This is a genomic window from [Mycobacterium] manitobense, from assembly GCF_025821665.1.
Taxonomy (GTDB): Bacteria; Actinomycetota; Actinomycetes; order Mycobacteriales; family Mycobacteriaceae; genus Mycobacterium; species Mycobacterium arseniciresistens.
Genome location: NZ_JACKSJ010000148.1, coordinates 46,405 through 71,186, shown reverse-complemented (window position 1 = coordinate 71,186; position 24,782 = coordinate 46,405). Strand labels below are relative to the sequence as shown.

General features: G+C 70.2%; 28 protein-coding genes. 14 read left to right on the top strand and 14 right to left on the bottom strand.

Going from position 1 to position 24,782, the window contains the following annotated elements; genetic code table 11:
• Positions 1 to 30 precede the first annotated feature (30 nt).
• Together H7I41_RS17985 and H7I41_RS17980 are read left to right on the top strand one after the other, a co-directional pair.
• On the top strand, positions 31 to 1,329 hold the full coding sequence (locus H7I41_RS17985) for a M18 family aminopeptidase (protein WP_264013962.1): 1,299 nt from the start codon (positions 31 to 33) through the stop codon (positions 1,327 to 1,329).
• A gap of 51 nt (positions 1,330 to 1,380) precedes the next feature.
• Positions 1,381 to 2,424, top strand: a complete 1,044-nt coding sequence (locus H7I41_RS17980; protein ID WP_264013961.1) for an amidohydrolase family protein — start codon at positions 1,381 to 1,383, stop codon at positions 2,422 to 2,424.
• Between the two features lies 1 nt (position 2,425).
• On the opposite strand, the gene H7I41_RS17975 is transcribed toward H7I41_RS17980, so the two are convergent.
• Both H7I41_RS17975 and H7I41_RS17970 read right to left on the bottom strand, forming a co-directional pair.
• Entirely contained in the window at positions 2,426 to 3,028 is a 603-nt protein-coding gene (locus H7I41_RS17975; protein WP_264013960.1) for a LemA family protein, read from the bottom strand.
• On the bottom strand, positions 3,025 to 3,846 hold the full coding sequence (locus tag H7I41_RS17970; RefSeq protein ID WP_264013959.1) for a DUF3137 domain-containing protein: 822 nt from the start codon (positions 3,844 to 3,846) through the stop codon (positions 3,025 to 3,027). The genes H7I41_RS17975 and H7I41_RS17970 overlap by 4 nt, the downstream gene beginning before the upstream one ends.
• A gap of 88 nt (positions 3,847 to 3,934) precedes the next feature.
• Here H7I41_RS17970 and H7I41_RS17965 point away from each other — a divergent pair, with 88 nt between their 5' ends.
• Genes H7I41_RS17965 through H7I41_RS17945 form a run of 5 tightly spaced genes read left to right on the top strand, consistent with a single transcriptional unit; the run spans position 3,935 to position 10,237 of the window.
• Complete coding sequence (locus tag H7I41_RS17965; protein WP_264013958.1) at positions 3,935 to 4,282, top strand: VOC family protein; 348 nt, start codon at positions 3,935 to 3,937, stop codon at positions 4,280 to 4,282.
• 29 nt (positions 4,283 to 4,311) lie between these two features.
• Positions 4,312 to 5,532, top strand: a complete 1,221-nt coding sequence (locus tag H7I41_RS17960) for a cation:proton antiporter domain-containing protein (RefSeq protein WP_264013957.1) — start codon at positions 4,312 to 4,314, stop codon at positions 5,530 to 5,532.
• A gap of 9 nt (positions 5,533 to 5,541) precedes the next feature.
• Complete coding sequence (purL, locus tag H7I41_RS17955) at positions 5,542 to 7,851, top strand: phosphoribosylformylglycinamidine synthase subunit PurL (protein WP_308214635.1); 2,310 nt, start codon at positions 5,542 to 5,544, stop codon at positions 7,849 to 7,851.
• Positions 7,848 to 9,614 carry an alpha/beta hydrolase gene (locus tag H7I41_RS17950; protein ID WP_372503765.1) on the top strand — a complete coding sequence of 589 codons (1,767 nt, stop codon included), beginning with the start codon at positions 7,848 to 7,850 and terminating at the stop codon, positions 9,612 to 9,614. The genes purL and H7I41_RS17950 overlap by 4 nt, the downstream gene beginning before the upstream one ends.
• Positions 9,614 to 10,237 (top strand): Rv0804 family intramembrane glutamic endopeptidase, encoded by a 624-nt coding sequence (locus H7I41_RS17945; protein ID WP_264013956.1) that lies wholly within the window; start codon positions 9,614 to 9,616, stop codon positions 10,235 to 10,237. Before H7I41_RS17950 ends, H7I41_RS17945 begins: the two co-directional genes overlap by 1 nt.
• A 6-nt stretch (positions 10,238 to 10,243) precedes the next feature.
• Here the strand turns inward: H7I41_RS17945 and H7I41_RS17940 are convergent, their stop codons facing one another.
• Both H7I41_RS17940 and H7I41_RS17935 read right to left on the bottom strand, forming a co-directional pair.
• Positions 10,244 to 10,660 carry a PPOX class F420-dependent oxidoreductase gene (locus H7I41_RS17940; protein WP_264013955.1) on the bottom strand — a complete coding sequence of 139 codons (417 nt, stop codon included), beginning with the start codon at positions 10,658 to 10,660 and terminating at the stop codon, positions 10,244 to 10,246.
• 49 nt (positions 10,661 to 10,709) lie between these two features.
• Positions 10,710 to 11,915, bottom strand: a complete 1,206-nt coding sequence (locus H7I41_RS17935; RefSeq protein ID WP_264013954.1) for an MCE family protein — start codon at positions 11,913 to 11,915, stop codon at positions 10,710 to 10,712.
• Positions 11,916 to 11,931: 16 nt separating this feature from the next.
• Between H7I41_RS17935 and H7I41_RS17930 the strand changes: the two genes are divergently transcribed.
• Together H7I41_RS17930 and purF are read left to right on the top strand one after the other, a co-directional pair.
• The gene (locus tag H7I41_RS17930; protein WP_264013953.1) at positions 11,932 to 12,324 is read left to right on the top strand and encodes a sterol carrier family protein; all 393 of its coding nucleotides are present in this window, start codon (positions 11,932 to 11,934) and stop codon (positions 12,322 to 12,324) included.
• Positions 12,325 to 12,454: 130 nt separating this feature from the next.
• Complete coding sequence (gene purF, locus H7I41_RS17925; RefSeq protein ID WP_372503764.1) at positions 12,455 to 14,032, top strand: amidophosphoribosyltransferase; 1,578 nt, start codon at positions 12,455 to 12,457, stop codon at positions 14,030 to 14,032.
• 3 nt (positions 14,033 to 14,035) lie between these two features.
• Here the strand turns inward: purF and H7I41_RS17920 are convergent, their stop codons facing one another.
• On the bottom strand, positions 14,036 to 15,016 hold the full coding sequence (locus H7I41_RS17920; protein WP_264013951.1) for an NAD(P)H-binding protein: 981 nt from the start codon (positions 15,014 to 15,016) through the stop codon (positions 14,036 to 14,038).
• A gap of 73 nt (positions 15,017 to 15,089) precedes the next feature.
• Positions 15,090 to 15,536: a cupin domain-containing protein gene (locus H7I41_RS17915; protein WP_264013950.1), complete on the bottom strand. Its 447-nt coding sequence runs from the start codon at positions 15,534 to 15,536 to the stop codon at positions 15,090 to 15,092.
• 107 nt (positions 15,537 to 15,643) lie between these two features.
• Between H7I41_RS17915 and purM the strand changes: the two genes are divergently transcribed.
• On the top strand, positions 15,644 to 16,717 hold the full coding sequence (gene purM / locus H7I41_RS17910; protein WP_264013949.1) for a phosphoribosylformylglycinamidine cyclo-ligase: 1,074 nt from the start codon (positions 15,644 to 15,646) through the stop codon (positions 16,715 to 16,717).
• Between the two features lie 9 nt (positions 16,718 to 16,726).
• Here purM and H7I41_RS17905 read toward each other — a convergent pair whose 3' ends face one another.
• On the bottom strand, positions 16,727 to 16,912 hold the full coding sequence (locus tag H7I41_RS17905; RefSeq protein WP_264013948.1) for a DUF3073 domain-containing protein: 186 nt from the start codon (positions 16,910 to 16,912) through the stop codon (positions 16,727 to 16,729).
• Positions 16,913 to 17,047: 135 nt separating this feature from the next.
• A complete protein-coding gene (gene ygfZ / locus H7I41_RS17900) occupies positions 17,048 to 18,133 on the bottom strand; it encodes a CAF17-like 4Fe-4S cluster assembly/insertion protein YgfZ (protein WP_264013947.1) in 1,086 nt (361 codons plus the stop codon).
• 34 nt (positions 18,134 to 18,167) lie between these two features.
• Between ygfZ and H7I41_RS17895 the strand changes: the two genes are divergently transcribed.
• The 4 genes from H7I41_RS17895 to H7I41_RS17880 all read left to right on the top strand — a co-directional run bounded on the left by H7I41_RS17895 (position 18,168) and on the right by H7I41_RS17880 (position 21,797).
• Entirely contained in the window at positions 18,168 to 19,043 is an 876-nt protein-coding gene (locus H7I41_RS17895; RefSeq protein ID WP_264013946.1) for an aminodeoxychorismate lyase, read from the top strand.
• Positions 19,044 to 19,357: 314 nt separating this feature from the next.
• A complete protein-coding gene (locus tag H7I41_RS17890; RefSeq protein ID WP_264013945.1) occupies positions 19,358 to 20,212 on the top strand; it encodes an ABC transporter substrate-binding protein in 855 nt (284 codons plus the stop codon).
• Entirely contained in the window at positions 20,209 to 21,051 is an 843-nt protein-coding gene (locus tag H7I41_RS17885; protein WP_264013944.1) for an amino acid ABC transporter permease, read from the top strand. Before H7I41_RS17890 ends, H7I41_RS17885 begins: the two co-directional genes overlap by 4 nt.
• Positions 21,048 to 21,797, top strand: coding sequence for an amino acid ABC transporter ATP-binding protein (locus tag H7I41_RS17880; RefSeq protein ID WP_308214634.1), 750 nt, complete (start codon positions 21,048 to 21,050; stop codon positions 21,795 to 21,797). Before H7I41_RS17885 ends, H7I41_RS17880 begins: the two co-directional genes overlap by 4 nt.
• Before the next feature lie 10 nt (positions 21,798 to 21,807).
• On the opposite strand, the gene H7I41_RS17875 is transcribed toward H7I41_RS17880, so the two are convergent.
• The 6 genes from H7I41_RS17875 to H7I41_RS30430 form a co-directional block, all read right to left on the bottom strand.
• Positions 21,808 to 22,074, bottom strand: coding sequence for a YajG family lipoprotein (locus H7I41_RS17875; RefSeq protein ID WP_264013943.1), 267 nt, complete (start codon positions 22,072 to 22,074; stop codon positions 21,808 to 21,810).
• Positions 22,071 to 22,742 carry a heme-binding beta-barrel domain-containing protein gene (locus H7I41_RS17870; RefSeq protein WP_264013942.1) on the bottom strand — a complete coding sequence of 224 codons (672 nt, stop codon included), beginning with the start codon at positions 22,740 to 22,742 and terminating at the stop codon, positions 22,071 to 22,073. The genes H7I41_RS17875 and H7I41_RS17870 overlap by 4 nt, the downstream gene beginning before the upstream one ends.
• 221 nt (positions 22,743 to 22,963) lie before the next feature.
• Positions 22,964 to 23,266, bottom strand: coding sequence for a DUF1416 domain-containing protein (locus H7I41_RS17865; RefSeq protein WP_264013941.1), 303 nt, complete (start codon positions 23,264 to 23,266; stop codon positions 22,964 to 22,966).
• A gap of 5 nt (positions 23,267 to 23,271) precedes the next feature.
• Positions 23,272 to 24,105: a sulfurtransferase gene (locus H7I41_RS17860; RefSeq protein ID WP_264013940.1), complete on the bottom strand. Its 834-nt coding sequence runs from the start codon at positions 24,103 to 24,105 to the stop codon at positions 23,272 to 23,274.
• A gap of 33 nt (positions 24,106 to 24,138) precedes the next feature.
• Positions 24,139 to 24,594, bottom strand: coding sequence for a DUF4395 domain-containing protein (locus H7I41_RS17855; RefSeq protein ID WP_264013939.1), 456 nt, complete (start codon positions 24,592 to 24,594; stop codon positions 24,139 to 24,141).
• 86 nt (positions 24,595 to 24,680) lie between these two features.
• Positions 24,681 to 24,782 carry an Ms5788A family Cys-rich leader peptide gene (locus tag H7I41_RS30430; protein ID WP_372503763.1) on the bottom strand — a complete coding sequence of 34 codons (102 nt, stop codon included), beginning with the start codon at positions 24,780 to 24,782 and terminating at the stop codon, positions 24,681 to 24,683.

Here is a 24,782-nt window from a genome sequence, read left to right as displayed (position 1 = left end):
ATCAGTGAAATCGCCCGTCAAACTTGAAAGATGGCAGCTAGCCCCCAGCACCTCTGTGAGTTCATCGACGCCTCGCCGTCGCCGTTCCACGTCTGCGTCACCGTCGCCGAACGGTTGCGGGCCGAAGGCTTCACCGAACTGGCCGAGTCCGACGCCTGGCCGGCCGATCCGGGTGACTACTTCACGGTGCGGGCGGGGTCACTGGTCGCGTGGCGGGCGGGTGAGGATCCCGGTGCGCCGTTCCGCATCGTCGGCGGCCACACCGACAGCCCCAACCTGCGGGTCAAGCAGCATCCGGACCGCTTCGTGTCGGGCTGGCAGGTGGTGGCGCTGCAGCCCTACGGCGGTGCCTGGCTGAACTCGTGGCTGGACCGCGACCTCGGCGTGAGTGGCCGGCTCTCGGTGCGCGGCGACGGGGGCGTGCAGGAGCGACGCGACTCGGGGAGAGGTTCCAGCGTGCAGGACGTGCTGGTGCGCGTCGACGAACCGATCCTGCGGGTGCCGCAGCTGGCGATCCACCTGTCCGACGACCGCAAGGGCGTCACCCTCGACCCGCAGCGACACCTGAACGCTGTGTGGGGCGTGGGGAGCGGAACCCGGTCGTTCCTCGAGTACGTCGCCGACCGTGCGGGCGTGGCGGCCGGCGATGTGCTCGCCGCGGACCTGATGACCCACGACCTCGCGGGTTCGCGGCTCGTCGGCGCGACCGAGGATCTGGTCAGTGCGCCCCGGCTGGACAACCAGGGCACCTGCTACGCCGGGCTGGAAGCCTTCCTCGCCACCACCGCGGCCGGCCGCGCCGTGCCGGTGCTCGCGCTGTTCGACCACGAGGAGGTGGGGTCGACGTCGGATCACGGCGCGCAGTCCGACCTGCTGCCGACCGTGCTGGAACGGATCACGCTGGCGGCCGGCGGCGCGCGCGAAGACCTGCTGCGCCGGCTGTCGGGATCGATGGTGGCCTCCGGCGACATGGCGCACGCCACCCATCCGAACTACCCCGAGCGCCACGAACCCCTGCATCTGATCGAGGTGAACGCCGGACCCGTGCTCAAGGTCCAGCCGAATCTGCGCTACGCCACCGACAGCCGGACCGCCGCGGCATTCCAGCTCGCGTGCGATCAGGCCGGCGTCCCGCTGCAGCGCTACGAGCACCGGGCCGACCTGCCGTGCGGGTCGACCATCGGCCCGATGACCTCTGCGCGCACCGGCATCCCGACCGTCGACGTCGGTGCGGCCCAGCTCGCGATGCACTCGGCGCGCGAGCTGATGGGCGCGCATGACGTCGCGGCGTATTCGGCGGCGCTGCAGGCGTTCCTGGCGCCTGCCTGATTTCCGCGGATTCGGCTGCCGATGCGGCGTCGGCGCGCCACAGTGAAACCCGTGACCGCACGAGGCGTGGTGGACGCGCACATCCACCAGTGGGACCCGTTCACCACCCCGCGCAAGGTGTCGGCGGTCGCGAAGGTGGTGCGCCGCGCGCCGCTGGTGATGCCGGCGCTGGTCCGGGTGTTCCCGCGCAGCAACCGCGAGTTCGTCGGCGATGCGCGGTACCTGTTCGACCGGTACCTGCCCGAGGACTACCGGGACGACGCGGCGGCCGCCGGCGTGCGCACCGTCGTCCACGTCCAGGCGGGCTGGGAGTCGAAGGAACCGCTCGGCGCGGTCGACGAGACGCGGTGGATCGCGGCGCTGCCGTTCGGCCGCGACGGCGCACCTTCCCTCGGCGCGATCGTGGTGCACGCCGACCCCGGTGAGCCCGGTGTGGCCGGAGTGCTCGACGCCCACCTCGAGGCGAGCCCGCTCGTGCGGGGCGTGCGCTGCCTGGCCGCCCACCACGACGACCCCGGCGTGATGGACTGGACGCCCTCGGCGCACCTGCTCGCCGAGCCGTCGTTCCTCCGTGGGTTCGCGGCGGTGGCCGAGCGTGGCCTCACCTTCGACATCTGGGTCTACAGCCACCAGCTCCCCGACGCGGCGACGCTCGCCCGCGAGTACCCGCAGACCACCTTCGTGCTCGACCACTTCGCCACGCCGGTGGGTGCGCTCGGCCCGCGCGGCCGGCAGACCGGCACCACCGGAGCCGAGCGCAGCGACATCCTGGCCCGCTGGCGTGACGACATCGCCGCACTTGCCGCGCTGCCCAACGTCGTCGCCAAGCTCGGCGGCCTCGGCATGCCGGTGCTGGGCGCCGGAGCTGTGCCGCGCGAACGACTGCGTGACCTCGCCGCACCGCTGATCGCCCACCTGTATTCGGTGTTCGGGCCGCAGCGCTCGTTCTGGGCTTCGAACTATCCGATCGACAAGCCCAATGTGTGGTTGCCGGACAGCATCTGGATGCTGCGCGAGGTCCTGGGCGACGGGTTCGACGAGGACGCCGTGCTGCGCGACAATGCCCGGCGCACGTACCGGATCTCGGCGGGCTGACTCAGTCGCGCAGGCCCAGCGGCGGCAGCTCACCGTGCGCCGGGTCGGCCATCACCCAGAGGTCGGCCGTCGTCATCCCCGCCCAGCCGGCCACCACCCTGCCCGGGAACGACCTGAGCTTCGCGTTGTACCGCGACACGTTGCCGTTGTAGAGGCGCCGGGCCGCCGCGATCCGGTCATCGGTGTCCCGCAGCGCGGTCATCAATTCTGAATAGTGTTGCGAAGCAAGCAGATCCGGGTGTGCCTCGGCCAGCGCGCGCAGGCCGGTCAACGCCCCCGCGAGTGCGTCCTGGGCCCGTGTCTCGTCGGCGATGACGCGGTCGTTGAGCTCCTGCAGTGCACCGGACGGGTCGTCGTCGAGCCGTGCCGGTGTCCGCAGCGCGGCGAGCTGTGCCAGCACGGTGGCCTCGTGCCGCGCGTAGGACCGGGCGACCTCGGCGAGGCGGGGGACCAACTCCCAGCGCCGGGTCAGTTCGATGTCGATACCGCGCCAGGACTCGACGACGGTCTGCTGCATCGACACCAGCCGGTTGTAAGTGGCGATCGGCCAGCTCACCAGCACCACGACGACCAGGCCGAGCACGGCCCACCACAGCCAGCTCATGTGTGCGCCTCCTGGTCCGAGACCGACCAGACGTCCCACACGTAGGGCGGGATGCCGTCGGCGATGATGCGCAGCGCGGTGTAGATGCGGGTGATGTCGGAGCCGCGGTTGCCGCCGATGCTGATGGCCAACAGCTCACGGCCGACGATGGAGATGCGGGTGTTGGCGGTGACCGGGAGATCGAGCGCCAGCAGCCGGTCCATCGTCGCCGGCGTGATGACGGCGCGGGCGAACCGTTCGTCTCGGGTCGCCACCGCCCACACGTCGTTGAAGTCGATCGACTCCAAGGGCACCGTGCTGCCCGCGCCGGGGTCGATGGTCGGTCCGATGCTGAGCGCGGGCAGCGCCCGGGGCAGGGTCAGCGCGAAGACGTTGCGGAAGTGGCTGGTCACGGTGAACCAGTTGTTGTTCCACCAGGTGTAGTGGATGAACCAGGCGGGGTGCCGGCCCACCGTGCCCGTCATCCCGTCGGCGACCCGCCGCCGGCGGGCCCGGCCGACGGTGAACGGCGCCACGTCGAACTGCGGCACCGGCCAGTCGGGTCTGCGGTGATGGACGAACCCGTGCGCGCGCGACCACGCCCGCATTTCCCGGCGGCGGAGCCCCGCGATGATCATCCCGCTCGGCACGAGGGCCAGCAGCGGCGTCGCCAACGCGACGGTCACGCTGGGCAGGATGGAGCCGAAGAGCGCAGGCCACCACGCGAACTGCACGGCGACGAGCGCCACGAAGGTGCCGGCGGTGAGCACGTTGAGCCCGCGCTGCGCCGGGATGGCCGACCGGTACGGCAGCGGGTGGTCGAAAGTGGCCGGCGGCATGGATCGATCGTAAGAGCGGTGCGGCGACGCCACGGGCACCAATTCCGGCCGACCCGGATGTCGGCGGGGCGGCCTAAGGTCTGGGGCCATGGCACTTGCGGTGGAGATGATCACGTTCGACTGCGACGATCCGGACGGGTTGGCGCAGTGGTGGGCGCAGGCCGTCGATGGGGAGGTGACACCGTTCGCGCCGGGCGAGTTCGTCGTCGTCATCCGCCCGGACGGACCGCGACTCGGGTTCCAGCGGGTACCGGACCCGACACCGGGCAAGAATCGCGTGCATCTCGACTTCACCGCCGGCGACATGGAGGCGGAGGTGGCGCGGCTGGTCGGCCTCGGCGCGACGGAGACGGGCCGGAACAACTTCGGTGACGAGTTCCGCTGGGTGACGCTGGCCGACCCCGCGGGCAACGCGTTCTGCGTCGCGGAGGGATGAGCGTCCACGGGCGGTGAAATGATCGCGCCGTGCTGCCGTCACTGATCGCCGTCTCCGTGGTGCTCGCCGGCTGGTCGCTGCTGGCCCGGCGGCTGGAGTCCTGGCGGCTGACGGCCCCGATGGTGCTGGTGCTCGCCGGCATCGCGGTCGGTTTCGCCACCCAGGACCAGGTCGCGGCGTCGTTGAACACCGACGCCGCCGAGCACATCGCCGAGGTGATCCTCGCCATCCTGCTGTTCGTCGACGCCACCGACGTGCGCGGCGGCCTCTTCGGCCGCGAACCCCGGTCGGCGCTTCGGGTGCTGTTCATCGTGATGCCGCTGAGCCTGGGCGCCGCCCTTCTGCTCGGGCTGTGGCTGCTGCCGGGGCTGTCCTGGGCGGTGCTGCTGATCATCGCGTGCATCGTGGTGCCGATCGACTTCGCGCCCGCCACGTCGATCCTGCGGGACCGTCGGATCCCCGAACGGGTGCGCAACCTGCTCAACGTCGAGGCCGGCTACAACGACGGCATCGTCTCGCCGATCTTCATCTTCGCCCTGGTGCTCGCCGGTGAGGGTAGCGATGCCGAGAACCCGCTCGCGGCATTGGGATCCGCGGTGCCGCAGGCGATCAAAGCCATCCTGGTCGGCCTCGCCGTCGGGGCGGCGCTGGCTCTGCTGTCCAACCGCGCCGACCGTCACGGGCTGATGACCGACCACTCCAAACGGTGGCTGCTGGTGGCCGCGCCGCTGATGGCGTTCGGGCTCAGCCTTGGCGTCGACGGTAACGGCTTCGTGGCGGCCTTCGTCTGCGGCCTGGCACTGCGCACCCTGCGGCACTCGGCCGACATCGGTCGCGAACTCGAACTGGTCGACGACGTCGGCTTCCTGCTCGCCGTCGGGATGTGGTTCGTGTTCGGCGCCGCGGCGGTGGTGGCGCTGCAGTCCGGGGTGTCCATCGGCATGGTGGTGTTCTGCGTGCTGGCGCTGACCGTCGTGCGGGTGGTGCCGATGCTGCTGGGCCTGCTCGGCTCGCGACCGACGTGGCGCGAGCGGTGGCTGCTCGGTGCGCTCGGCCCCCGCGGCACCACGTCCATCGTCTTCGGTCTGCTGGCCTTCAACACGCTTTCCGACACGGCCGAACACGAGGTCCTGCTGGCGATGGTGATCACTGTGCTGGGCAGCGTGGTGCTGCACGGACTGGGCGCTCCAGCGGCGGCACGCGCGCACGTGCGGAGCGGTGATCGGGAGCACAGTGCCCCGGGCGACTAAACTGTCCCCGTGACGCAGGAGGTCGGACCCACACTGGACACCGTCGAGCGGGCGGCAGCCAGCCCCGACCAACCCCAGCCCCACCGCGAACTGGGCCTCAAGGACGACGAGTACCAGCGGATCCGCGAGATACTCGGCCGCAGGCCCACCGACGCCGAGCTGGCGATGTACTCGGTGATGTGGAGCGAGCACTGCTCCTACAAGTCCTCGAAGGTGCATCTGCGCTACTTCGGCGAGACGACCACCGACGAGATGCGCGCCGGGATGCTGGCCGGCATCGGCGAGAACGCCGGCGTGGTCGACATCGGCGACGGTTGGGCGGTCACGTTCAAGGTCGAGTCGCACAACCACCCCTCTTACGTGGAGCCCTATCAGGGGGCGGCCACCGGCGTCGGCGGCATCGTGCGCGACATCATGGCGATGGGCGCCCGCCCGGTCGCGGTGATGGACCAGCTGCGCTTCGGCGCGGCCGACGCCCCCGACACCCGCCGGGTGCTCGACGGTGTGGTGCGCGGCATCGGCGGCTACGGCAATTCGCTCGGCCTGCCGAACATCGGCGGCGAAACGGTCTTCGACGCCTCCTACGCAGGCAACCCGTTGGTCAACGCCCTGTGCGTCGGCGCGATGCGCACCGAGGATCTGCATCTGGCCTTCGCATCGGGCACCGGCAACAAGATCATCCTGTTCGGCGCGCGCACCGGCCTGGACGGCATCGGCGGGGTGTCGGTGCTGGCGTCGGAGACGTTCGGCGGCGACGAGGGATCGGGGCCCGGACGCAAGAAACTGCCCAGCGTGCAGGTCGGCGACCCCTTCATGGAGAAGGTGCTCATCGAGTGCTGCCTCGAGTTGTACGCCGCCGGTCTGGTGGTCGGCATCCAGGACCTCGGCGGCGCCGGATTGTCCTGCGCCACATCCGAACTCGCATCGGCCGGCGATGGTGGCATGCGCATCGAGCTGGACCGCGTGCCCCTGCGTGCGAAGAACATGACACCGGCGGAGGTGCTCTCCAGCGAGTCGCAGGAACGCATGTGCGCGGTGGTCACCCCCGACAACGTCGACGCGTTCATGGCGGTGTGCCGCAAGTGGGAGGTGCTTGCCACGGTCATCGGCGAGGTCAGCGACGGCGACCGGCTGGAGATCACCTGGCACGGTGAGACCGTCGTCGACGTCCCGCCGCGCACCGTGGCGCACGAGGGTCCGGTCTACCAGCGCCCGCTGGCCCGGCCCGACAGCCAGGACGCGCTGACGGCCGACACCTCCGCCGGACTGCCCCGGCCGCAGACCGGTGACGAACTGCGCGCCACCCTGCTGGCCATGGTGGGCAGCCCGCACCTGTGCAGCCGCGCGTACATCACCGAGCAGTACGACCGCTATGTGCGCGGCAACACCGTGCTCGCCGAACACGCCGACGGCGGTGTGCTGCGCATCGACGAGGCCACCGGCCGCGGCGTCGCGGTCTCCACCGACGCGAGCGGCCGCTACACCGCGCTCGACCCCTATGCGGGGGCGCAACTGGCGCTCGCCGAGGCCTACCGCAACGTCGCAGTCACCGGCGCGACCCCCGTCGCCGTGACCAACTGCCTCAACTTCGGCTCGCCGGAGGACCCCGGCGTGATGTGGCAATTCTCCGAAGCGGTCCGCGGGCTCGCCGACGGGTGTGCCGCACTGGGCATCCCCGTCACCGGCGGCAACGTCAGCTTCTACAACCAGACCGGCAGCACCCCGATCCTGCCCACCCCCGTGGTGGGCGTGCTCGGCGTGATCGACGACGTCAAGCGCCGCATCCCCACCGGCCTCGGCACCGAGCCCGGAGAGACGCTGATCCTGCTCGGCGAGACCCGCGACGAGTTCGACGGCTCCATCTGGGCGCAGGTCACCGCGGGCCACCTCGGCGGCACGCCACCGCAGGTGGACCTCGACCGGGAGAAGCTGCTCGGCGAGGTGCTGACCGCCGCATCGCGCGACGGCCTGATCTCCGCGGCCCACGACCTCTCCGAGGGCGGACTGATCCAGGCCGTGGTCGAGGCGGCGCTGGCGGGCGAAACCGGTTGCCGCGTCATTCTTCCCGACGGCTTCCAGAGCGGCACAGGTCCGTTCACGTTCCTCTTCTCCGAGTCGGCGGGCAGGGTGCTGGTCGCCGTGCCGCGCACCGAGGAGAGCCGGTTCCGGTCGATGTGCGAGGCGCGCGGCCTGCCCGCCACCCGCATCGGCGTGGTGGACGACGGCAGCGACGCCGTCGAGGTGCAGGACCAATTCAGCGTGTCCCTCGCGGAGCTGCGCAGCACGTCGGAGGGCGTGCTCCCCGGATTGTTCGGGTGAGTGCGCCGACCGACGACCGTACCGGCGAGCGACTCGCCGAGGGGGAACAACGCCGAACGCGTCACCCGCTGCTGATCTGGGCCTGGAGCCTGGTCCGGCTCGACTTCGTCGGGATCGGTTTCGGTGCGCTGTTCTTCTGCCTGTCGCTGACGCCGTCACTGTTGCCGAGGGACTGGCTGTTCCAGGGACTGATCGGCGGCATCAACGGCGCCATCGGCTACGGGATCGGCGTGTTCACCGCGACGATGTTGCACCGCTTCGTGTTTCGTCATTCCCGTCGCTGGCCGCCGCCGCAGCGCGTGCTGTACTGGGCCAAGGGGCTGACGGTGGTACTGGCGATCGCCGCCAGCGTGGCGATGCTCGTTCCCGCCGCGGCGTGGCAGCGGCAGGTTTCGGCCGTGACCGGCGTGGAAGGTCCGACCACACTGGGACATTCGCGCACGCTGATCGTCGCCGTGCTCGTCGGCGCCGCCTGCGTCGCGGTCACCCGGGTGTTGCTCGACGCGGTGAAAGCGCTTGCCCGGACCTTTATCAGGCGCTGGCACCTGCATCAGGAGGTGGCGCTGTTCATCGGCACCGCCATCGTCGTGGTGCTGGTCATCACGCTGATCAACGGCGTGCTGCTGCGCGGCTTCCTGGCCGGTGCGAACCGGGTGTTCCAGCCACAGAACACCACCACCCGCGACGGCATCGTGGCGCCCACCCAACCGCAGCGTTCGGGCAGCCCGGAATCCTTCGCGTCGTGGGATTCCCTTGGCTTCCAGGGCCGCAACTTCGTCGCGTCCGGGCCGAACGCCGACGAGCTCGAAGCCGTCAACGGGCGCCCGGCGCTGGAGCCGATCAGGGTGTACGCCGGGCTGCAGTCGGCCGACACCGACGAGCAGCGGGTCGCGTTGCTGCTTTCCGAACTCGAGCGCACCGGCGCCTTCGACCGGCAGCTGCTGGTGATCGTCCCGACCACCGGTACCGGGTGGATCAACCCGGTGGCCGCGCGGTCGCTGGAGCTGATGTACAACGGCGACACAGCGATGGTCGGGATGCAGTACTCCTACCTGCCGAGCTGGATCTCGTTCCTGGGTGACCGGCAGAAGTCGATCGACACCGGCCGGCTGATGATCGACGCGATCCACGATCGCTGGGAACGGCGCCCCGCGGACCGGCGACCCGAATTGGTGCTCTACGGCGAGAGTCTCGGATCGATGGGCGGCCAGGGCGCGTTCGCGTGGCTGCCCGACATCGCCAGGATGGGCTTCTCGTCGGTGCTCTGGGTGGGCCCGCCCAACGCCAGCCCCCTGTGGCGCGCCATCATCGAGCGGCGCGATCCCGGCACGCCGGAGGTCGCCCCGCGCTACGACAACGGGCGCACCGTCCGGTTCTCCGAGGCGACCGGTCCGCAGGAGATCGCGCAGGACACCGCTGACCCGTGGGAGGGCACCCGCGTGCTGTTCCTGCAACACCCGTCGGATCCGATCGTGTGGTGGTCACCGGATCTGCTGTTCTCCCGGCCGGACTGGCTGAGGGAGGCGCCGGGCCGTGACCGCACCGCGTCGATGCGCTGGTACCCGATTGTCACCTTCTGGCAGGTCGGCGCCGACATGACGAACGCGTCGGGGGTGCCGGGCGGGCACGGCCACAATTACGGTGACTCGGTGCTCGACGGATGGGCTGCCGTCGCGCCGCCCGACGGCTGGACCGCCGAGGACACCGCACGCATCCGGCTGGCCCTGGAGAAGTCCGCCGCGGCCGACGGGCCCGAATACTAGTGTCGCGGCGCGGTTTCCGGGCGGTGGCGCTCGCCGTCACACTCGTCACCCTCAAGGGTTTGGTGAGCCCGCGGCTACCGGCGCGCTGGCATCCGCTGGTGCAGGCCGCCTTCGGCACCGCGCTGGTGCGGCTGACGCGCGCACCGCTCGGCCTGCGGCCGCCCGAGCTCCGGACCGGATTGCGCCATGGCTCGGCCGTGGTCGCTGTCGTGGCGGCGGCCGTCGGGACGGCCACCGTGCTGCCCGCTGTGCGCTCGGCGATGGCGGGCCAGAAGGTGCCCGACCGCCCGGTGCGCTGGCTGCTGCTGCGCATCCCGCTCGGCACGGTGTGGGCCGAGGAGACCGCGTTTCGCGCCGCCCTCGGCACGCTCGCCGCAGAGGCATTCGGGCCGGACGGCGGGCGGCTGCTGCAGTCCGCGGCGTTCGGGCTGTCGCACATCGCCGACGCGCGGGCAGCCGGTCAGCCGGTGGCGGCCGTTGTCGTGGCGACCGGGCTGGCCGGCTGGATCTTCGGCCTGCTCGCGGAACGCTCGGGCAGCATCGCCGCGCCGATGCTGGCGCACTTCGCGGTCAACGAGGCGGGCGCCGTCGCCGCGCTGGTGATCCTGCGGCGAACCGCGTGATGAGAATCAGACGTCGCGGCTGTCGGCGACGAGGTCGTGCGGCGCGGTCTCGGTGTCGTCGATGCCGAAGCTGATGATGCGGCGGGGATGCACGCGGATGATCGCGGGGCCGAGCCCGTCGCCGGAGCCGGCCGGCCCGGCCTGCGCCTGCTCGGCGGTGCCGCGAATCTCCAGGCAGCGCACCCGCCACGGGTCGCGGGAGTAGATGTCGTCGACCACGAACGCCACGCCGGGGTGGTGGGCGATGTTGCGGAACTTCTGGCTGCGCGACATCCGGTAGCCGGCGATGTCGATGGTGCCGAGTTCGTCGTTGTAGGTGAACCCCACCGGACTGTTCTGCGGGGTGCCGTCGGACTGAACGGTGGCGAGCCGACCCAGGTCGGCGTCACGCAGGAATGCGATCTCGTGCGGCTTGAACGTCATGCCCGCCAACGTAGAACCTCAACGCAACTTGATGTCAACACACCGACAGTCAGGGATTGATGGTGAGCTCGCCGAACTGGCGGCCCCACACGTAGTCGATCGCAAAGGGCTGGCCGATCTCCAGGTGGTTGTACGGGGCGATGCTGTATCCGGTGTCCATCACCAGGTATGGCATCGGCCAGAGCTCGCGGGTGATCTTCTGCCAGCACCCCGGCCGGCCGCCCGGGCCGCCGCGGGCGTTCACCCGCGGCAGGTTGTCGGGATAGATGTACGGGTTGCCCGCACCCGTGGGGGCACCCGCCGACCGCAGTGAGAACCCGTTGTCGCCGCCGAGGGTGCGCTGGATCTCCGGAGCGACGTCGTGATAGTTGCGGACCGTGCAGAAGATCATGCCGCGGTAGTCGTCGAGCAGCTTGGCCGTCGGCCCCAGATCCTCGGCCACCCGCACGAAATACGGGCCGGCCCGCTCGAAGGCGTCGCCCCCGGTGTTCGCGAACCCGATGGACGCGAGCAGGGCGGCGTCCACGTCGGCACGCCGGTCGTTCAGCGCACGTGCGGTCACCACGGCTCCGTCGAGGCCGTCCCACAGGTCCTGCGAGGCGTCGGCGTAGACGTCGGCGAGGTCGGCGAGGTTCGTGACGTCCTCGCGTAGCCGCGGCATCCGGGGGTTGAGGTCGTCGAGGATGGCGTTGCCGTCGGTCAGGGAGCCGCCGAACCGGTCGCCGAGCCCGGTCAGCGCCTGCGCCGTCGTGCTCAGCGTCTGGTTCAGTTTGATCGGGTCGACTTGTTCGGCCAGTGCGGTGACCGTCTCGAACACCGTGTTGAACTCGGTGGTCACCGACGAGGCCACCACCACGCCACCGTCCGAAAGGCGTTGCGCGGCAGGATCGGCCGGTGAGCTGAAGGCGATGTACTTGTTGCCGAACACCGTGCTCGCGTTGATGTCGGTCACCACGTTGGCCGGGATGAGCCCCAGGTAGCGGGGATCGACGTCCAGCGACAGCCGCGCCTGCTGGGAGTCGTCGGTGGCGACGGTGCCGATACCGGTGACCCTGCCGATCTCGACCCCGTTGAACGTCACCTTCGACCCCGGATCGACCACCAGACCCGCGCGTGACGACACCACCGTCAGCTCGGCCCTCGGTGTGAACGCGCCACGGAACTGGAAAGAGAACAGCACGCCGACGACGACCATCAGTGCGATCAACACCGCGCCCGCCGTTTTGTACGGCGGGTGGTGGTGAAGATCAATCACTTTGCGACCCTAAGATATGGCCACCCGTCGTAGTCCCGATCCGGCAAAGACCCGCGCCGCCGTCGTGGCGGTCGCCGACTGGCTGCGCGACGCCGCCGGGCCGGAACCGTCGCGCACCGAGCTCGCCGAGGCGGTGCGCCTCACCGCCCGCACCCTCGCCGCTTCGGCGCCCGGCGCCAGCGTCGAAGTACGCGTCCCGCCCTTCGTTGCGGTGCAGTGCATCTCCGGCCCCCGCCACACCCGGGGCAACCCGCCCAACGTCGTCGAGACCGACGGGCGGACCTGGCTGCGGCTGGCGACGGGGCTCACAACCGTCGACGCCGCGGCGAGCGCGCACGACATCACGCTGTCGGGTTCGCGGGCCGGGGAGATCGCGCAGTGGCTTCCGGTGGTCACGCTCGAGGGTTAGCTTCGCCACACAGCGACGGCGTTCGGTGGACAGCGACCCGGGAATGACCTGCGGCTGCGACGGTGTTGTACCTCCGAGATTCACCGGCGACACTGCCGCCGCGATTCCTCGAACACCCGCCTGTGACCGTATGCTCGGTCATGTCACCCAACGCCCCCACGGAGCAGCCCCTAACGTGACCGGCCAGACAGACCTCGAGCCCGAAGAGGGCCCCAAGGAAGAGTGCGGCGTTTTCGGTGTCTGGGCACCGGGCGAAGACGTCGCGAAACTCACCTACTACGGCCTCTACGCCCTGCAGCACCGCGGCCAGGAGGCGGCGGGCATCGCCGTCGCGGACGGTTCGCAGGTGCTGGTCTTCAAAGATCTGGGCCTGGTCAGTCAGGTGTTCGACGAGCAGACCCTGGCCGCCATGGACGGCCACGTCGCGATCGGCCACTGCCGCTACTCCACCACCGGGTCGACCACCTGGGAGAACGCCCAGCCGGTGTTCCGCAACACCGCGGCGGGCACCGGTGTCGCGCTCGGCCACAACGGCAACCTGGTCAACACCACCGAACTCGCCGCCCGCGCCCGCGACGCGGGGCTGATCAACCCCCGCACACCCGGCGCGGCCACCACGGACTCCGACATCCTTGGCGCGCTGCTGGCCCACGGCGCGGCCGACTCCACGCTCGAGCAGGCCGCGCTGGCACTGCTGCCCACCGTCCGCGGCGCGTTCTGCGTGACGTTCATGGACGAGAACACCCTCTACGCCGCCCGGGACCCCTACGGCGTGCGCCCGCTGTCGCTGGGCCGGCTGGACCGCGGGTGGGTGGTGGCGTCCGAGACCGCCGCGCTCGACATCGTCGGCGCATCGTTCGTCCGCGACATCGAGCCGGGCGAACTGCTGGCCATCGACGCCGACGGGGTGCGCTCCACCCGGTTCGCCAACCCGACGCCGAAGGGCTGCGTCTTCGAGTACGTCTACCTCGCCCGGCCGGACAGCGTCATCGGCGGCCGGTCCGTGCACGGCACCCGCGTCGAGATCGGCCGCCGGCTGGCCGCCGAGAAGCCCGTCGAGGCCGACCTGGTGATCGGTGTTCCCGAATCGGGGACGCCCGCCGCAGTCGGCTACGCGCAGGGCTCCGGCATCCCCTACGGCCAGGGCCTGATGAAGAACGCCTACGTGGGCCGCACCTTCATCCAGCCGTCGCAGACGATTCGGCAGCTGGGTATCCGGCTCAAGCTCAACCCGCTCAAGGAAGTGATCCGCGGCAAGCGGCTGATCGTCGTCGACGACTCCATCGTGCGGGGCAACACGCAGCGCGCACTGATCCGGATGCTGCGCGAGGCGGGTGCGCTCGAGGTGCACGTGCGGATCGCCTCACCGCCGGTGAAATGGCCGTGCTTCTACGGCATCGACTTCGCCACCCCCGCGGAGCTCATCGCCAACGCCGTCGAGGACGAGGACGAGACACTCGAAGCCGTCCGCCGGGCGATCGGCGCCGACAGCCTCGGCTACATCTCCCAGCAGGCCATGATCGCGGCGACCGAACAGCCCGCATCGCGGCTGTGCTCGGCGTGTTTCGACGGCAAGTACCCGATCGAGCTGCCGGGTGAGACCGCACTGGGCAAGAACGTCATCGAACACATGCTGGCCACGGCCGCACGCAACGGGCTGCCGCTGTCGATCGAGAACGACAACGCCTCGGCCGTTCGTCGCCCCTGAGTTCTACTGCGGCGCAGTCGGACTGAACTTCACCAGGTGGCGCCGCCCGCCGGTTGACGCGGTGCCGTCCTGCTGCAGCGCCTCGGTCACCGATTCGCGGTAGGACATCGAACCGCCCGGTGGCGGCGGGATGACGGCGTCGATGTCGTGCTCCGCCATCACCGCGTCGTGCGCCAGCGACTCGACCAGCGGCCGGGCCAGACCGGACGGGATCGGGGTCACCAGACCCACCCACCAACTCGCGATGGACGGCGTCAGGAACGGCATCACGACGATGAATCTCTTCCGGAGACCCGCGACGTTCGCATAGACCTGCATCGCGTCGCCGTACTCCAGGACATCGGGTCCGCCGACGTCCCAGGTCCGTGATTCCGGGATCTCGGCAGTGGCGGACTCGGTCAGGTAGTACAGGACGTCGTCGATCGAGATGGGCTGGATCTTGTTGTGCACCCACTTGGGGGTGGTCATGGCGGGCAGGCGGTCGGTGAGGTGGCGGATCATCTCGAACGACGCGGAACCCGAGCCGACGACGATGCCCGCCTGCAGCACCACGGTCTCGATGCCGGAGGCGATGAGGATGTCACCGACCTCGGTACGTGACGCAAGGTGACGCGACAACTCGACGTTCTTGGGATGCAGGCCACTCAGGTAGACGATCCGCGTGACACCGGCCTTCTTCGCCGCGGCCACCACGTTGGACGCCGAACGCTTCTCGTCGGCGACGAAGTCCTTCGACGAGCCCATCGAGTGCACCAGGTAGTAGACGACGTCCATGCCCTCGAACGCGGCCACCAGGGAGTCGGGATCGGTGAGGTCGCCGCGCACCACCTCGACGCGGTCGCGCCACGGCGCGTCGTCCAGCTTCTCCGGTGTCCGGGCCATGGCGCGGACCTGACGGCCCTCGTCGAGCAGTCGAGGCACCAGGCGGCTACCGATGTAACCGGTGGCGCCGGTCACCAGGCAGCGGATCTGTTCAGCAGGCACCCACGGTCTCCATCTCTCGTCAACGTCTCCAGGTATTCGAAGCCGGTACGCCGCCGGATGACCGTTTCAGGGGTCAGGCAAACCCGCAACCCGGATCCGGTGCGTCCTCCGACAGCGGCGCGCCGGCCGGGTTGATGTACAGGATCTCCAGCACCAGGGGCGTCGGCCCGACATTGCGGCCGATGTGGACGTACCCCGGACCGCCCTTCTCGGCGATGTCCTGGCCCGCCACGTAGAGGCCGTCCATCGTGCAGTCGGCCCGGTTGTGCATCAGGATGCCCTCCTTGACCGTGCCGAAGAGCTGGCCGGGATGGGAGTGCCAGCCGGTGCTGCCGCCAGGGGCGATGGTGATCCTGCGAAAGATGTAATCGGTCCCGGTCGGGGCGGCGCCGTCGGTCATCTCCCAGGTCACGACGCCGTCAGTGTCCCGCGGCGGGGTAGCCGCGGCCGGTGCTGCCAGGGCCGACGCGGTGAGCACCGACACCGCCGCGGCGAGCGCCGAACGGCGAAAGTTGTCCATGCCGGGTCACGCTGTCACACCCCGGGCTGCCCGGAGCGGAAACGCGCAGGCAGCGATGATCCGAGGCGCGTACCGTGCCGCGGCTGGTACCGGTAGCCTTTCCTTCGATGACCGATCGCGCCGAACAACACGGCATCTCCTACGCGTCGGCCGGGGTGGACATCGAAGCCGGTGACCGCGCCGTCGAACTGTTCAAGCCTTACGCCGCGAAGGCCACCAGGCCCGAGGTACGTGGCGGCCTCGGTGGTTTCGCCGGGCTGTTCGCCCTGCGCGGCGGGTACCGCGAACCGGTGCTGGCCTCGTCGACCGACGGGGTGGGCACCAAACTCGCCGTCGCCCAGGCCATGGACAAGCACGACACCGTGGGGCTCGACCTGGTCGCCATGGTCGTCGACGACCTGGTGGTCTGCGGCGCCGAACCGCTGTTCCTGCAGGACTACATCGCCGTCGGCCGCACGGTGCCCGAACGCGTCAGCGAACTGGTGTCCGGCATCGCCGACGGCTGTGTGATCGCCGGCTGCGCTCTACTGGGCGGTGAGACGGCCGAGCATCCGGGCCTGATGGCGCCCGACCACTACGACATCTCGGCCACCGGCGTCGGCATCGTGGAGGCCGACGACGTGCTGGGGCCCGACCGGGTGAAACCGGGCGACGTCATCATCGCTTTCGGCTCATCGGGGCTGCACTCCAACGGTTACTCACTGGCACGCAAGGTGCTGCTGGAGATCGACCGGATGAACCTCGCCGGTCACGTCGAGGAGTTCGGCCGCACGCTCGGCGAAGAGCTCCTCGAACCCACACGCATCTACGCCAAGGACTGCCTGGCGCTGGCCGCCGAGAGCCAGGTCCGCACGTTCTGCCACATCACCGGCGGCGGACTGGCGGGAAACCTGGAACGCGTCGTGCCCAACGGCCTGTCGGCCGAACTCGACCGCGGCACCTGGACGCCGGCCCCGGTGTTCCAGATGATCGCCCAGCGCGGCCGCGTCGACCGCGCCGAGATGGAACAGACCTTCAACATGGGAATCGGCATGGTGGCCGTCGTCGCGCCGGAGGACACCGACCGCGCGCTGGCCATCCTGACTGCCCGCCATCTCGACTGCTGGACGCTCGGCACCGTCAAGAAGGCCGGTAAGGACGAACCGCGGGCGCATCTGGTGGGTCAGCACCCGCGGTTCTGAGCGAGAGGGCTAGGGCCGCCAGTCGTCGTCTTCGACGTAGATTCCAGGGTCCTCAGGTTCGTACCCGTCGCTGTTTCCAGGAGAGCTCGACCCGCCCAGCTCCTGCTGGAGCCGCTTCAAGTCGGTCTGCGGTGAGCTGTACTTGAGCTCACGTGCAACCTTGGTCTGCTTTGCCTTCGCCCGGCCGCGGCCCATGGGGGGACCCCCTCGCGCAATAACGGAGCGGCCCAGCGAGCAGGCGGCTCCGATCTGAGTGTGTTTATTGTCCTGCGGTCACTTTACCGTGCCCGGCTGCGGTCTGCTGGTAGGCCCTGCCTTGGGTGACCACCCTCACCGCGCGCCGCCCCGGAGGCGCTCGACGGCAAGCCGTCCCGCTCCGGTCACGTCGGCCGCCGGCACGGAGGCCGGATCGATCACCGCGGCGACGTCGCCCGCACCGCCGGTGGTGAGTGCGGTGTCGACAGGCAGCCCCCGCTTCAGCAGCGCCAGCGCGATGGGTCCCTCGTCGACGTGATCGACCACCGTCCCGAGCCGGCCGACCGCACGCCCGCCGGCCAGCACCGGATCGCCCGTCGCCGGCCGGTCGCTCGACCCGTCCAGCTGCAACAGCACCAGCATCCGGGGCGGTTTGCCCAGGTTGTGCACCCGGGCGACGGTCTCCTGGCCGCGATAGCAGCCCTTGTCCAGGTGGACGGCGCCGACGCCGGGACCACCGATCCACCCCACCTCGTGGGGGATGGTGCGCTCGTCGGTGTCCAGGCCGAGGCGGGGCCGTCCGGCCGCCACGCGCAGCGCCTCATAGGCCCACACGCCGGCCGGGCGCACCCCCGCCGCGGTCAGCCGGGCCCGCCAATCAGCGGTCCGTTCGCGCGGCACAAGGAGGTCGATCTCGAGATCGCGGGCGGTCAGCCGGCGCAGGAATCCACCGCCGTCGAGTGAAACCGCCGTCGATTCCGCCGGTAGCGAATCGAGGCCGAGCGCGTCGAGCACCGGCGTGTCGCCCACCGCGGGGCCGAGCAGCGACAGCACCGCCAGATCGGCGGGCTCGACTTGGACGTCGGCCCAGAACACCATCTTGCGCAGGTAGGCCAGCAGCGGCTCCGCGCGCCAGGGCTCGGTGTCGATGTACGTGGTGCCTGCCAGTTCGGACTGCAGCCAGTGGTCCTCGACGCGGCCCTGGCCGTCGAGGCTGAGGTTCTCGGTGACCGCGCCGTCGGAGGACTCGCTGACGTGCTGGGTGGAGATGCTGTGCAGCCAGCTGCGGCGGTCGGCGCCGGTGAGGGTGAGTGTGCCGCGGTGCGAGCGGTCCACCACGACGGCGTCGTGCGCGGCGGCGCGCTGCTCGCCGAACGGATCACCGTGATGCCAGACGGCGCCGGCGTCGGGACTGCCTTCGGGCGCGGGAACTGCGGACATACCGTCAACTGTACGAGCGCTAGGCTAACCGGCCATGGGCAGCCAACCCTCGGTCGTGGTGACCCTCGACGGCACGCGGCACGATCCGCACGCGCCGCTGCTGCACGCCGACGACCTTTCCGCCGTGCGCGGCGACGGCATCTTCGAGACGCTGCTCATCCGCGACGGCGCGCCGTGCCTGCTGGAGGCGCACCTGGCCCGGCTGACGCAGTCGGCGAAGATGACCGACCTGCCGGCGCCGGACCTGGACCGCTGGCGCGCAGCGGTCGCCGCGGCGACGGCGCACTGGACGGCCGATCACGAGGGCGAAGGCGTGCTGCGGCTGGTGTACAGCCGCGGACGGGAGAGCGGTTCGGAGCCCACGGCCTACGCCACCGTCGGCGCACTTGCCGCCCGGGTGGCCGTGGCACGCCGCGAGGGGGTGGCCGCCATGCTGCTCGACCGCGGGCTTCCTGCGGGCGCGGCGGACCTGCCGTGGCTGCTCGCGGGCGCCAAGACGCTGTCGTACGCGGTGAACATGGCCGCGCTGCGGCACGCCGAGCGCCACGGCGCCGGCGACGTCATCTTCGTGAGCTCCGACGGCTTCGTGCTCGAGGGGCCGCGTTCGACGGTGGTGATCGCCGCGGGCGAGCCGGACAACCCGGTGCTGCTCACCCCGCCGCCCTGGTATCCGATCCTGCGCGGCACCACCGCGCAGGCGCTGTTCGAGGTCGCCCGCAACAAGGGCTTCGACTGCGACTACCGCGCACTGCGGCCCGCGGATCTGGCTGCGGCGCAAGGTGTCTGGCTGATCTCCAGCATCACGCTCGCCGCCCGCGTTCACACGCTCGACGGCAGGCCGTTGCCGCCGTCGCCGTTGGCCGCCGAGGTGTCCGGGCTCGTCGACGCGGCGATCGTCTGTGATCGCTGAGCGCGAAACGAAAATTGCTTGTCGGGTAGCCGGGCCGTGGGTATGGTCGCTCGTACACAGGAAGGGAGGTGGTCCGACATTTTGAATGACTTATGGACATGTGAGGTGGCTGCGAGCTAGCAGCACCAAGGGGGACCGCCGTTCGGCGAAACTACTTGCGCGCGCTGGCGAATTCCCCGCAGTCACCCGGCCCCCGAGCCCCTCGGTCCGTCCAGCTGTGGATCCTTGGCTCGGGGGCCGCTCCATGTCTGGAGACATCTCCAGCGCAGGGGCGGCGGTGGCGCCGCCGGACCGAGTAGGCGAAGATCGCGGCCATGCGCACATTTCCGATCTTGGTGGCCGGGCCCGCACTGACCGCGTTGGCCGTGCTGAGCGCCTGCGCCCCCGCCGACGAATCCGCACCATCGACTCCTGCGGCGCAGACATGCCAGAAGGACGCCCTGCCGACACTGACCGAAGGGGTGTTGACCTTCGCCACCGACCAACCGGCCTACCAGCCGTGGTTCATCAACGACGATCCGGCGAACGGCCAGGGCTTCGAAGCGGCCGTCGCCTACGCCGTCGCCGGGAAGCTGGGCTACACCAAAGAGGACGTGCGGTGGGAGCGGGTGCCGTTCAACTCCGCCATCGCGCCGGGGCCCAAGAACTTCGACGCCAACCTCTCCGAGTTCTCCATCACCGACGAGCGCAAGCAGGCCGTCGACTTCTCCTCGCCGTACTTCGATGTCACCCAGGCCTTCATCACGCTGCCGTCGTCGCCCGCGGCGTCGGTGACCACGCTCGAGGGGCTGCGTGACGTCCGGTTGGGCGCCCAGGTGGGCACCACCAGTTACGAGGCCGCCGAGAAGGTCAGCGGCGGCTCGGAGGTCTCGGTGTACAACAACAACGAGGACGCCAAGGCCGCACTGGTGAGTGGACAGATCGACGCGCTGGCGCTGGACCTGCCGACCGCATTCGCGGTGCAGATGGAACTGGCCGACTCGAAGATCATCGGCCAGCTGCCGTCCGAGCCCGGCAACGCCGAACAGTTCGGCATCGTGCTGGACAAGGGCAGCGCCCTGACCGCGTGTGTGTCACAGGCCGTCGACCAGCTCGGCGACGAAGGCGTGCTGTTCCGGCTCCAGAAGGAGTGGCTGGCCGGGCCGGGCGCGGCGCCGTTCCTTCCGTGAGACCACCCGTCGTCGCCTCGCCGCTGCTCGACCGGCAGGCGTTCCGCCGCAGCAGGGCCCGCCGCTCGACGCTGGTGGCGCTGCTGTCCACGGCCGTGTTCGCGGCGGTGCTGCTGGTGGTCGTGACCAACGCACCGGGCTGGCCGCGGGTCCGTGAGTCGTTCTTCGACCTGCGCATCGGCTGGGACAGCCTGCCCGCGGTGCTCTCCGGTCTCTGGCTGAACCTGCGGGTGCTCGCGGTGGCGACGGTGCTGGTGCTCATCGTCGGTCTCGCCCTGGCCCTGCTGCGGGCATCCCGTGGGCCGGTGTGGTTCCCGGTGCGCGCCATGGCGACCGGGTACGTCGATGTGTTCCGCGGCCTGCCGCTGCTGATCTGCCTCTACCTGGTCGGATTCGGCCTGCCCGGGCTGCGGCTGAACGGCGTGCCCAACGATCCCGTACTGCTCGGCGGGCTGGCGCTGGTCCTGGTGTACTCGGCCTACGTCGCGGAGGTGTTCCGCGCGGGCATCGAGTCGGTGCACCCGTCGCAACTCGCGGCCGCGAATTCGCTCGGACTCGGTTACCGCCGCACCATGCGCCTTGTGGTGCTCCCGCAGGCGGTCCGGCGCGTCACCCCGGCACTGCTGAACGACTTCGTCGCGCTGCAGAAGGACTGCGGGCTGATCTCGGTGCTCGGCGCGGTGGACGCGGTGCGTGCCGCGCAGATCCAGTCCGCCTCCACCTACAACTTCACCCCGTACGTGGTGGCCGGGCTGCTGTTCGTCGCGCTGGCCGTGCCGTCGGCGCGGCTCGCCGACTGGGTGGCCCGACGCGCCGCGACCCGCCAGGGGGCGGTGTGAGCGCCGCTCCGGCGACGGTGCTGTCGATCCGAGGCCTGCGCAAGAGCTACGACGGGCGGACCGTGCTCGACGGGATCGACCTCGACGTCTGCGAGCACCAGGTGGTGGTGCTCATCGGGCCGTCCGGCTCGGGCAAGTCCACGCTGCTGCGCTGTGTGGACCTGCTCGAGGAGATCGACGACGGGCAGATCCTGCTCGACGGCCGCGACATCAGCGACCCCCGCGTCGATGCCGACGCCGCCCGGCGGGCGATCGGCATGGTGTTCCAGTCCTACAACCTCTTTCCGCACATGACCGCGCTGGCCAACGTGACGCTCAGCCCACGGGTGGTGCACCGCGCCGAACGCCGGGAGGCCGACCGCCGCGGCCGTGAGCTGCTGGACCGAATCGGGTTGTCGGACAAGGCCGACTGCTATCCCGACACACTGTCCGGCGGTCAGCAGCAGCGCGTCGCGATCGCACGCGCCCTGGCCTACGAGCCGCGGCTGCTCCTGCTCGACGAGATCACCAGCGCGCTGGATCCCGAACTGGTCGGCGACGTGCTCGATCTGGTCGGGGAACTCGCCGCCGCGGGCCGCACCATCCTGATGGCCACCCACGAGATGGGCTTCGCCCGCCAGGTCGCCGACACGGTGTGCTTCCTCGACGGCGGGGTCGTCGTCGAATCCGGGCCTGCCGAACAACTGCTCACCGACCCGACACACGCGCGCACCCGGGAGTTCCTCGCCCGGGTCCGGCGCGGGTGACGGGGCGCGCTCAGCCTGCGGGGCCGGGCGCCAACGTCGAGCAGTCGTCCATGGCGGTCTTCCACTTCGCGGCGTCCACTCCGGGCGGTGGCCCCGCGACGGGCCCCGGCGGCGCGGGAACGTCATGTGCAGAAAGACATTCGGCGAAGGTGCCGTGCCCGCTCGGCGCCTGGGAGGTCGACGGGTCCGGGGACGGGGCGCTCTCCGACGAGCACCCGGCGAGCAGGGCGATTGCGGTGATTCCGGTACCGAGACAGATTCCGAGGCGGCGCGTCATCCGACGAATCTAGACAACCGGGCGGACAGGTGTGGCACCAACCCGCCGTCGGCGTCCACCCGTTCCTCCACGTACGCCAGGTCGCCGCCGTCGACGATGCCGTAGAGCCGTTTGGCGCCGCCGACGAGCACACCGGACTTGCTGCGCGCCAGGGCGTCGGTGGCCAGCTCCCACGACGACTGATTGCGGGGGCGTCCGTAGAAGAGTTCGACGTAGCCGGCGGAATTGGCCAGCAGCAGTTCGATCGCCTGAGACTCCGACGGGTCGGCGGGGTCGGGGACGAACCGCCAGAACCCGGTCTCGCGCAGCGCGGGCCGGTCGTAGTCGCCGGTCTCGGTGAGCCGCCACGAGCGCGCTTCCCAGTTCAGGTAGTCGCCGCCGTCGTGGCTGACCACGATCTGCTGGCCGAAGCGGTAGTCGCCGCCCGCGCCGCGGCCCTCGCCCTCACCGCGCCAGACGCCGACGAGCGGCAGCAGTGCGAGCAGCGCCTCGTTGAGATCCACACCTTCGCGCAGATTCGCCGTGTCGGTCGGCAGCGGCAGATCGGCGAACACCGGGATGTTGCGCGGCGCCGTCTCTCTGGCGCGTTGCGCCGCCGCAGCCACCGCCCTGTCGCCCGAACCGAAGATCGAACCGGTGAGGTCCTCGGGGCCGTCGGGGGAGCTCACGACTCGTCGGTGATGAGGCGATACACCGCGTACAGCGCGAACCAGGTGATCACCACGGTGCAGGCGACCAGGAGGAGTTCGAAGAACAGCACCACGATGCGAGTCTAACCGTCTGGTGCCCGCGCAATGAAGCCGCGGGCGGGCGCGAGCGTGCGTGATGGCTCACTTTCAGCGGCGTGCCACAGGAAGCCACGCGCGCTCGCGCCTACAAGCCAGAGAGGTCAGGCGACCTTGACGTCGACCTCGTGGATGCCGGCGCCGGACGGGGCGACGCTGGCGTCGCCGTTGCCCGCGGGCGACAGCGCGCGCAGGGTCCAGGTGCCGGGTGCGGCGAAGAACCGGAAGTCACCGGTCGCCGACGCGACGACCTCGGCGGTGAACTCGTCGGAGCCGTCCAGCAGCCGCACGAAGGCACCGCCGACCGCCTGACCGGATCCGTCGACCACGCGGCCGGTGATCACGGTCTCCTTCTCGAGGTCGACACTGGCAGGCAACGTCAGCCCTTGCTTCGGTGCAGAGCACATATCAATCAACTTCCCAACTCGATCGGGGCTCCCACGAGGGAACCGTATTCCGTCCAACTGCCGTCGTAGTTCTTGACGTTCTGGTGGCCCAGCAGCTCGCGCAGCACGAACCAGGTGTGCGAGGAACGCTCGCCGATGCGGCAATAGGCGATGGTCTCCTTGCTGCCGTCGAGTCCGGCCTCGGCGTACAGCTTCGCCAGGTCCTCGTCGGACTTGAACGTGCCGTCCTCGTTGGCCGCCTTGCTCCACGGAACGTTGATGGCGCCGGGGATATGCCCCGGCCGCTGGCTCTGCTCCTGCGGCAGGTGCGCCGGCGCGAGGATCTTGCCGGAGAACTCGTCGGGGGAGCGCACGTCGACCAGGTTCTTGCTGTCGATGGCCTCGATGACCTCGTCGCGGAAGGCACGGATGCTGGTGTCCGGCGCCTGCGCGGTGTACGTGGTGGCGGCGCGGTTGACCGGCTCGGTCGACAGTGGGCGACCGTCGAGCTCCCACTTCTTGCGGCCGCCGTCGAGCAGCTTGACGTCCTGGTGGCCGTAGAGCTTGAAGTACCAGTAGGCGTAGGCGGCGAACCAGTTGTTGTTGCCGCCGTAGAGCACCACGGTGTCGTCGTTGCCGATGCCACGGTCGGACAGCAGCTTGGAGAACTGCGCGGCGTCGACGAAGTCGCGCCGCACCGGATCCTGCAGGTCGGTCTTCCAGTCGAGCTTGACGGCGCCCTGGATGTGACCGCCGTCGTAGGCCGAGACGTCTTCGTCAACCTCGACGAAGACGATGTTCGACGCGTCGAGATTGCTCTCGGCCCAGTCTGCGGTGACCAGGACGTCGGAGCGTGCCATGGATGAGATCCCTTCGGTTGCTTGTGAATTCGATCAGGAGTGAGCGGGACTGCGGCGGAGACGTACGGCGAGCGGGTAGAGCTGGCAGCCCAGGCAGATGCCGAAGGCCGCGTTGAGGAACGCCGCGAACAGCGCGAAGGCCGTCGCGGTCAGACCCAGCGGCGAAAGGCCGAGGGCGAAGCCGGCCACCCCCACCACGGCGAAGACCAGGCCGACGACCTGGGCGAACTTCAGCGGCGGCACCGGCTCGGTGTCGGTCACCGGACCGAGGCGCGGTGCGACGAACCGGGCGAACAGCACACCGTACGGATGGCTGCGCGGGCCGCGGACCGCACCGATCGCGAACACCGCGGCCTGCGCGGCGAGCAGGACGGCGGCAGCGGTCTCATCGACCGCGGCCGACAACACGGTCACCACGAGCACGGCCGTGGTGACCCACGCGACGAACCGGGGTCCGCGCACGTCCACGTGGTCCGGTGTGATGGTCATGAATCTGCTCCTGTTGCACGGTTGGGCTGGTCACGGGCATGCCACGAAGGCCTGCTCCGAGCGGGCGCGCGACGACGCGACGACGCTCAGCAGCTACAACAACAACAGCAACAACCCGCGACGCGGCACAGATCAACTGCGCGGCGCTTGGTGAGCACAAGCTCGAGGCGGGCGAACACGTCGGTCAT

Bases quoted from the DNA above. Each gene is read 5' to 3' on its own strand.
- H7I41_RS17985 (WP_264013962.1), top strand. From the start codon at position 31: ATGGCAGCTAGCCCCCAGCACCTCTGTGAGTTCATCGACGCCTCGCCG.
- H7I41_RS17975 (WP_264013960.1), bottom strand. From the start codon at position 3,028: ATGAGCTGGCTGTGGTGGGCCGTGCTCGGCCTGGTCGTCGTGGTGCTG.
- H7I41_RS17970 (WP_264013959.1), bottom strand. From the start codon at position 3,846: ATGCCGCCGGCCACTTTCGACCACCCGCTGCCGTACCGGTCGGCCATC.
- H7I41_RS17965 (WP_264013958.1), top strand. From the start codon at position 3,935: ATGGCACTTGCGGTGGAGATGATCACGTTCGACTGCGACGATCCGGAC.
- H7I41_RS17940 (WP_264013955.1), bottom strand. From the start codon at position 10,660: ATGACGTTCAAGCCGCACGAGATCGCATTCCTGCGTGACGCCGACCTG.
- H7I41_RS17930 (WP_264013953.1), top strand. From the start codon at position 11,932: ATGGCCACCCGTCGTAGTCCCGATCCGGCAAAGACCCGCGCCGCCGTC.
- purF (WP_372503764.1), top strand. From the start codon at position 12,455: ATGCTCGGTCATGTCACCCAACGCCCCCACGGAGCAGCCCCTAACGTG.
- H7I41_RS17915 (WP_264013950.1), bottom strand. From the start codon at position 15,536: ATGGACAACTTTCGCCGTTCGGCGCTCGCCGCGGCGGTGTCGGTGCTC.
- purM (WP_264013949.1), top strand. From the start codon at position 15,644: ATGACCGATCGCGCCGAACAACACGGCATCTCCTACGCGTCGGCCGGG.
- H7I41_RS17905 (WP_264013948.1), bottom strand. From the start codon at position 16,912: ATGGGCCGCGGCCGGGCGAAGGCAAAGCAGACCAAGGTTGCACGTGAG.
- ygfZ (WP_264013947.1), bottom strand. From the start codon at position 18,133: ATGTCCGCAGTTCCCGCGCCCGAAGGCAGTCCCGACGCCGGCGCCGTC.
- H7I41_RS17895 (WP_264013946.1), top strand. From the start codon at position 18,168: ATGGGCAGCCAACCCTCGGTCGTGGTGACCCTCGACGGCACGCGGCAC.
- H7I41_RS17890 (WP_264013945.1), top strand. From the start codon at position 19,358: ATGCGCACATTTCCGATCTTGGTGGCCGGGCCCGCACTGACCGCGTTG.
- H7I41_RS17875 (WP_264013943.1), bottom strand. From the start codon at position 22,074: ATGACGCGCCGCCTCGGAATCTGTCTCGGTACCGGAATCACCGCAATC.
- H7I41_RS17865 (WP_264013941.1), bottom strand. From the start codon at position 23,266: ATGTGCTCTGCACCGAAGCAAGGGCTGACGTTGCCTGCCAGTGTCGAC.
- H7I41_RS17860 (WP_264013940.1), bottom strand. From the start codon at position 24,105: ATGGCACGCTCCGACGTCCTGGTCACCGCAGACTGGGCCGAGAGCAAT.
- H7I41_RS17855 (WP_264013939.1), bottom strand. From the start codon at position 24,594: ATGACCATCACACCGGACCACGTGGACGTGCGCGGACCCCGGTTCGTC.
- H7I41_RS30430 (WP_372503763.1), bottom strand. From the start codon at position 24,782: ATGACCGACGTGTTCGCCCGCCTCGAGCTTGTGCTCACCAAGCGCCGC.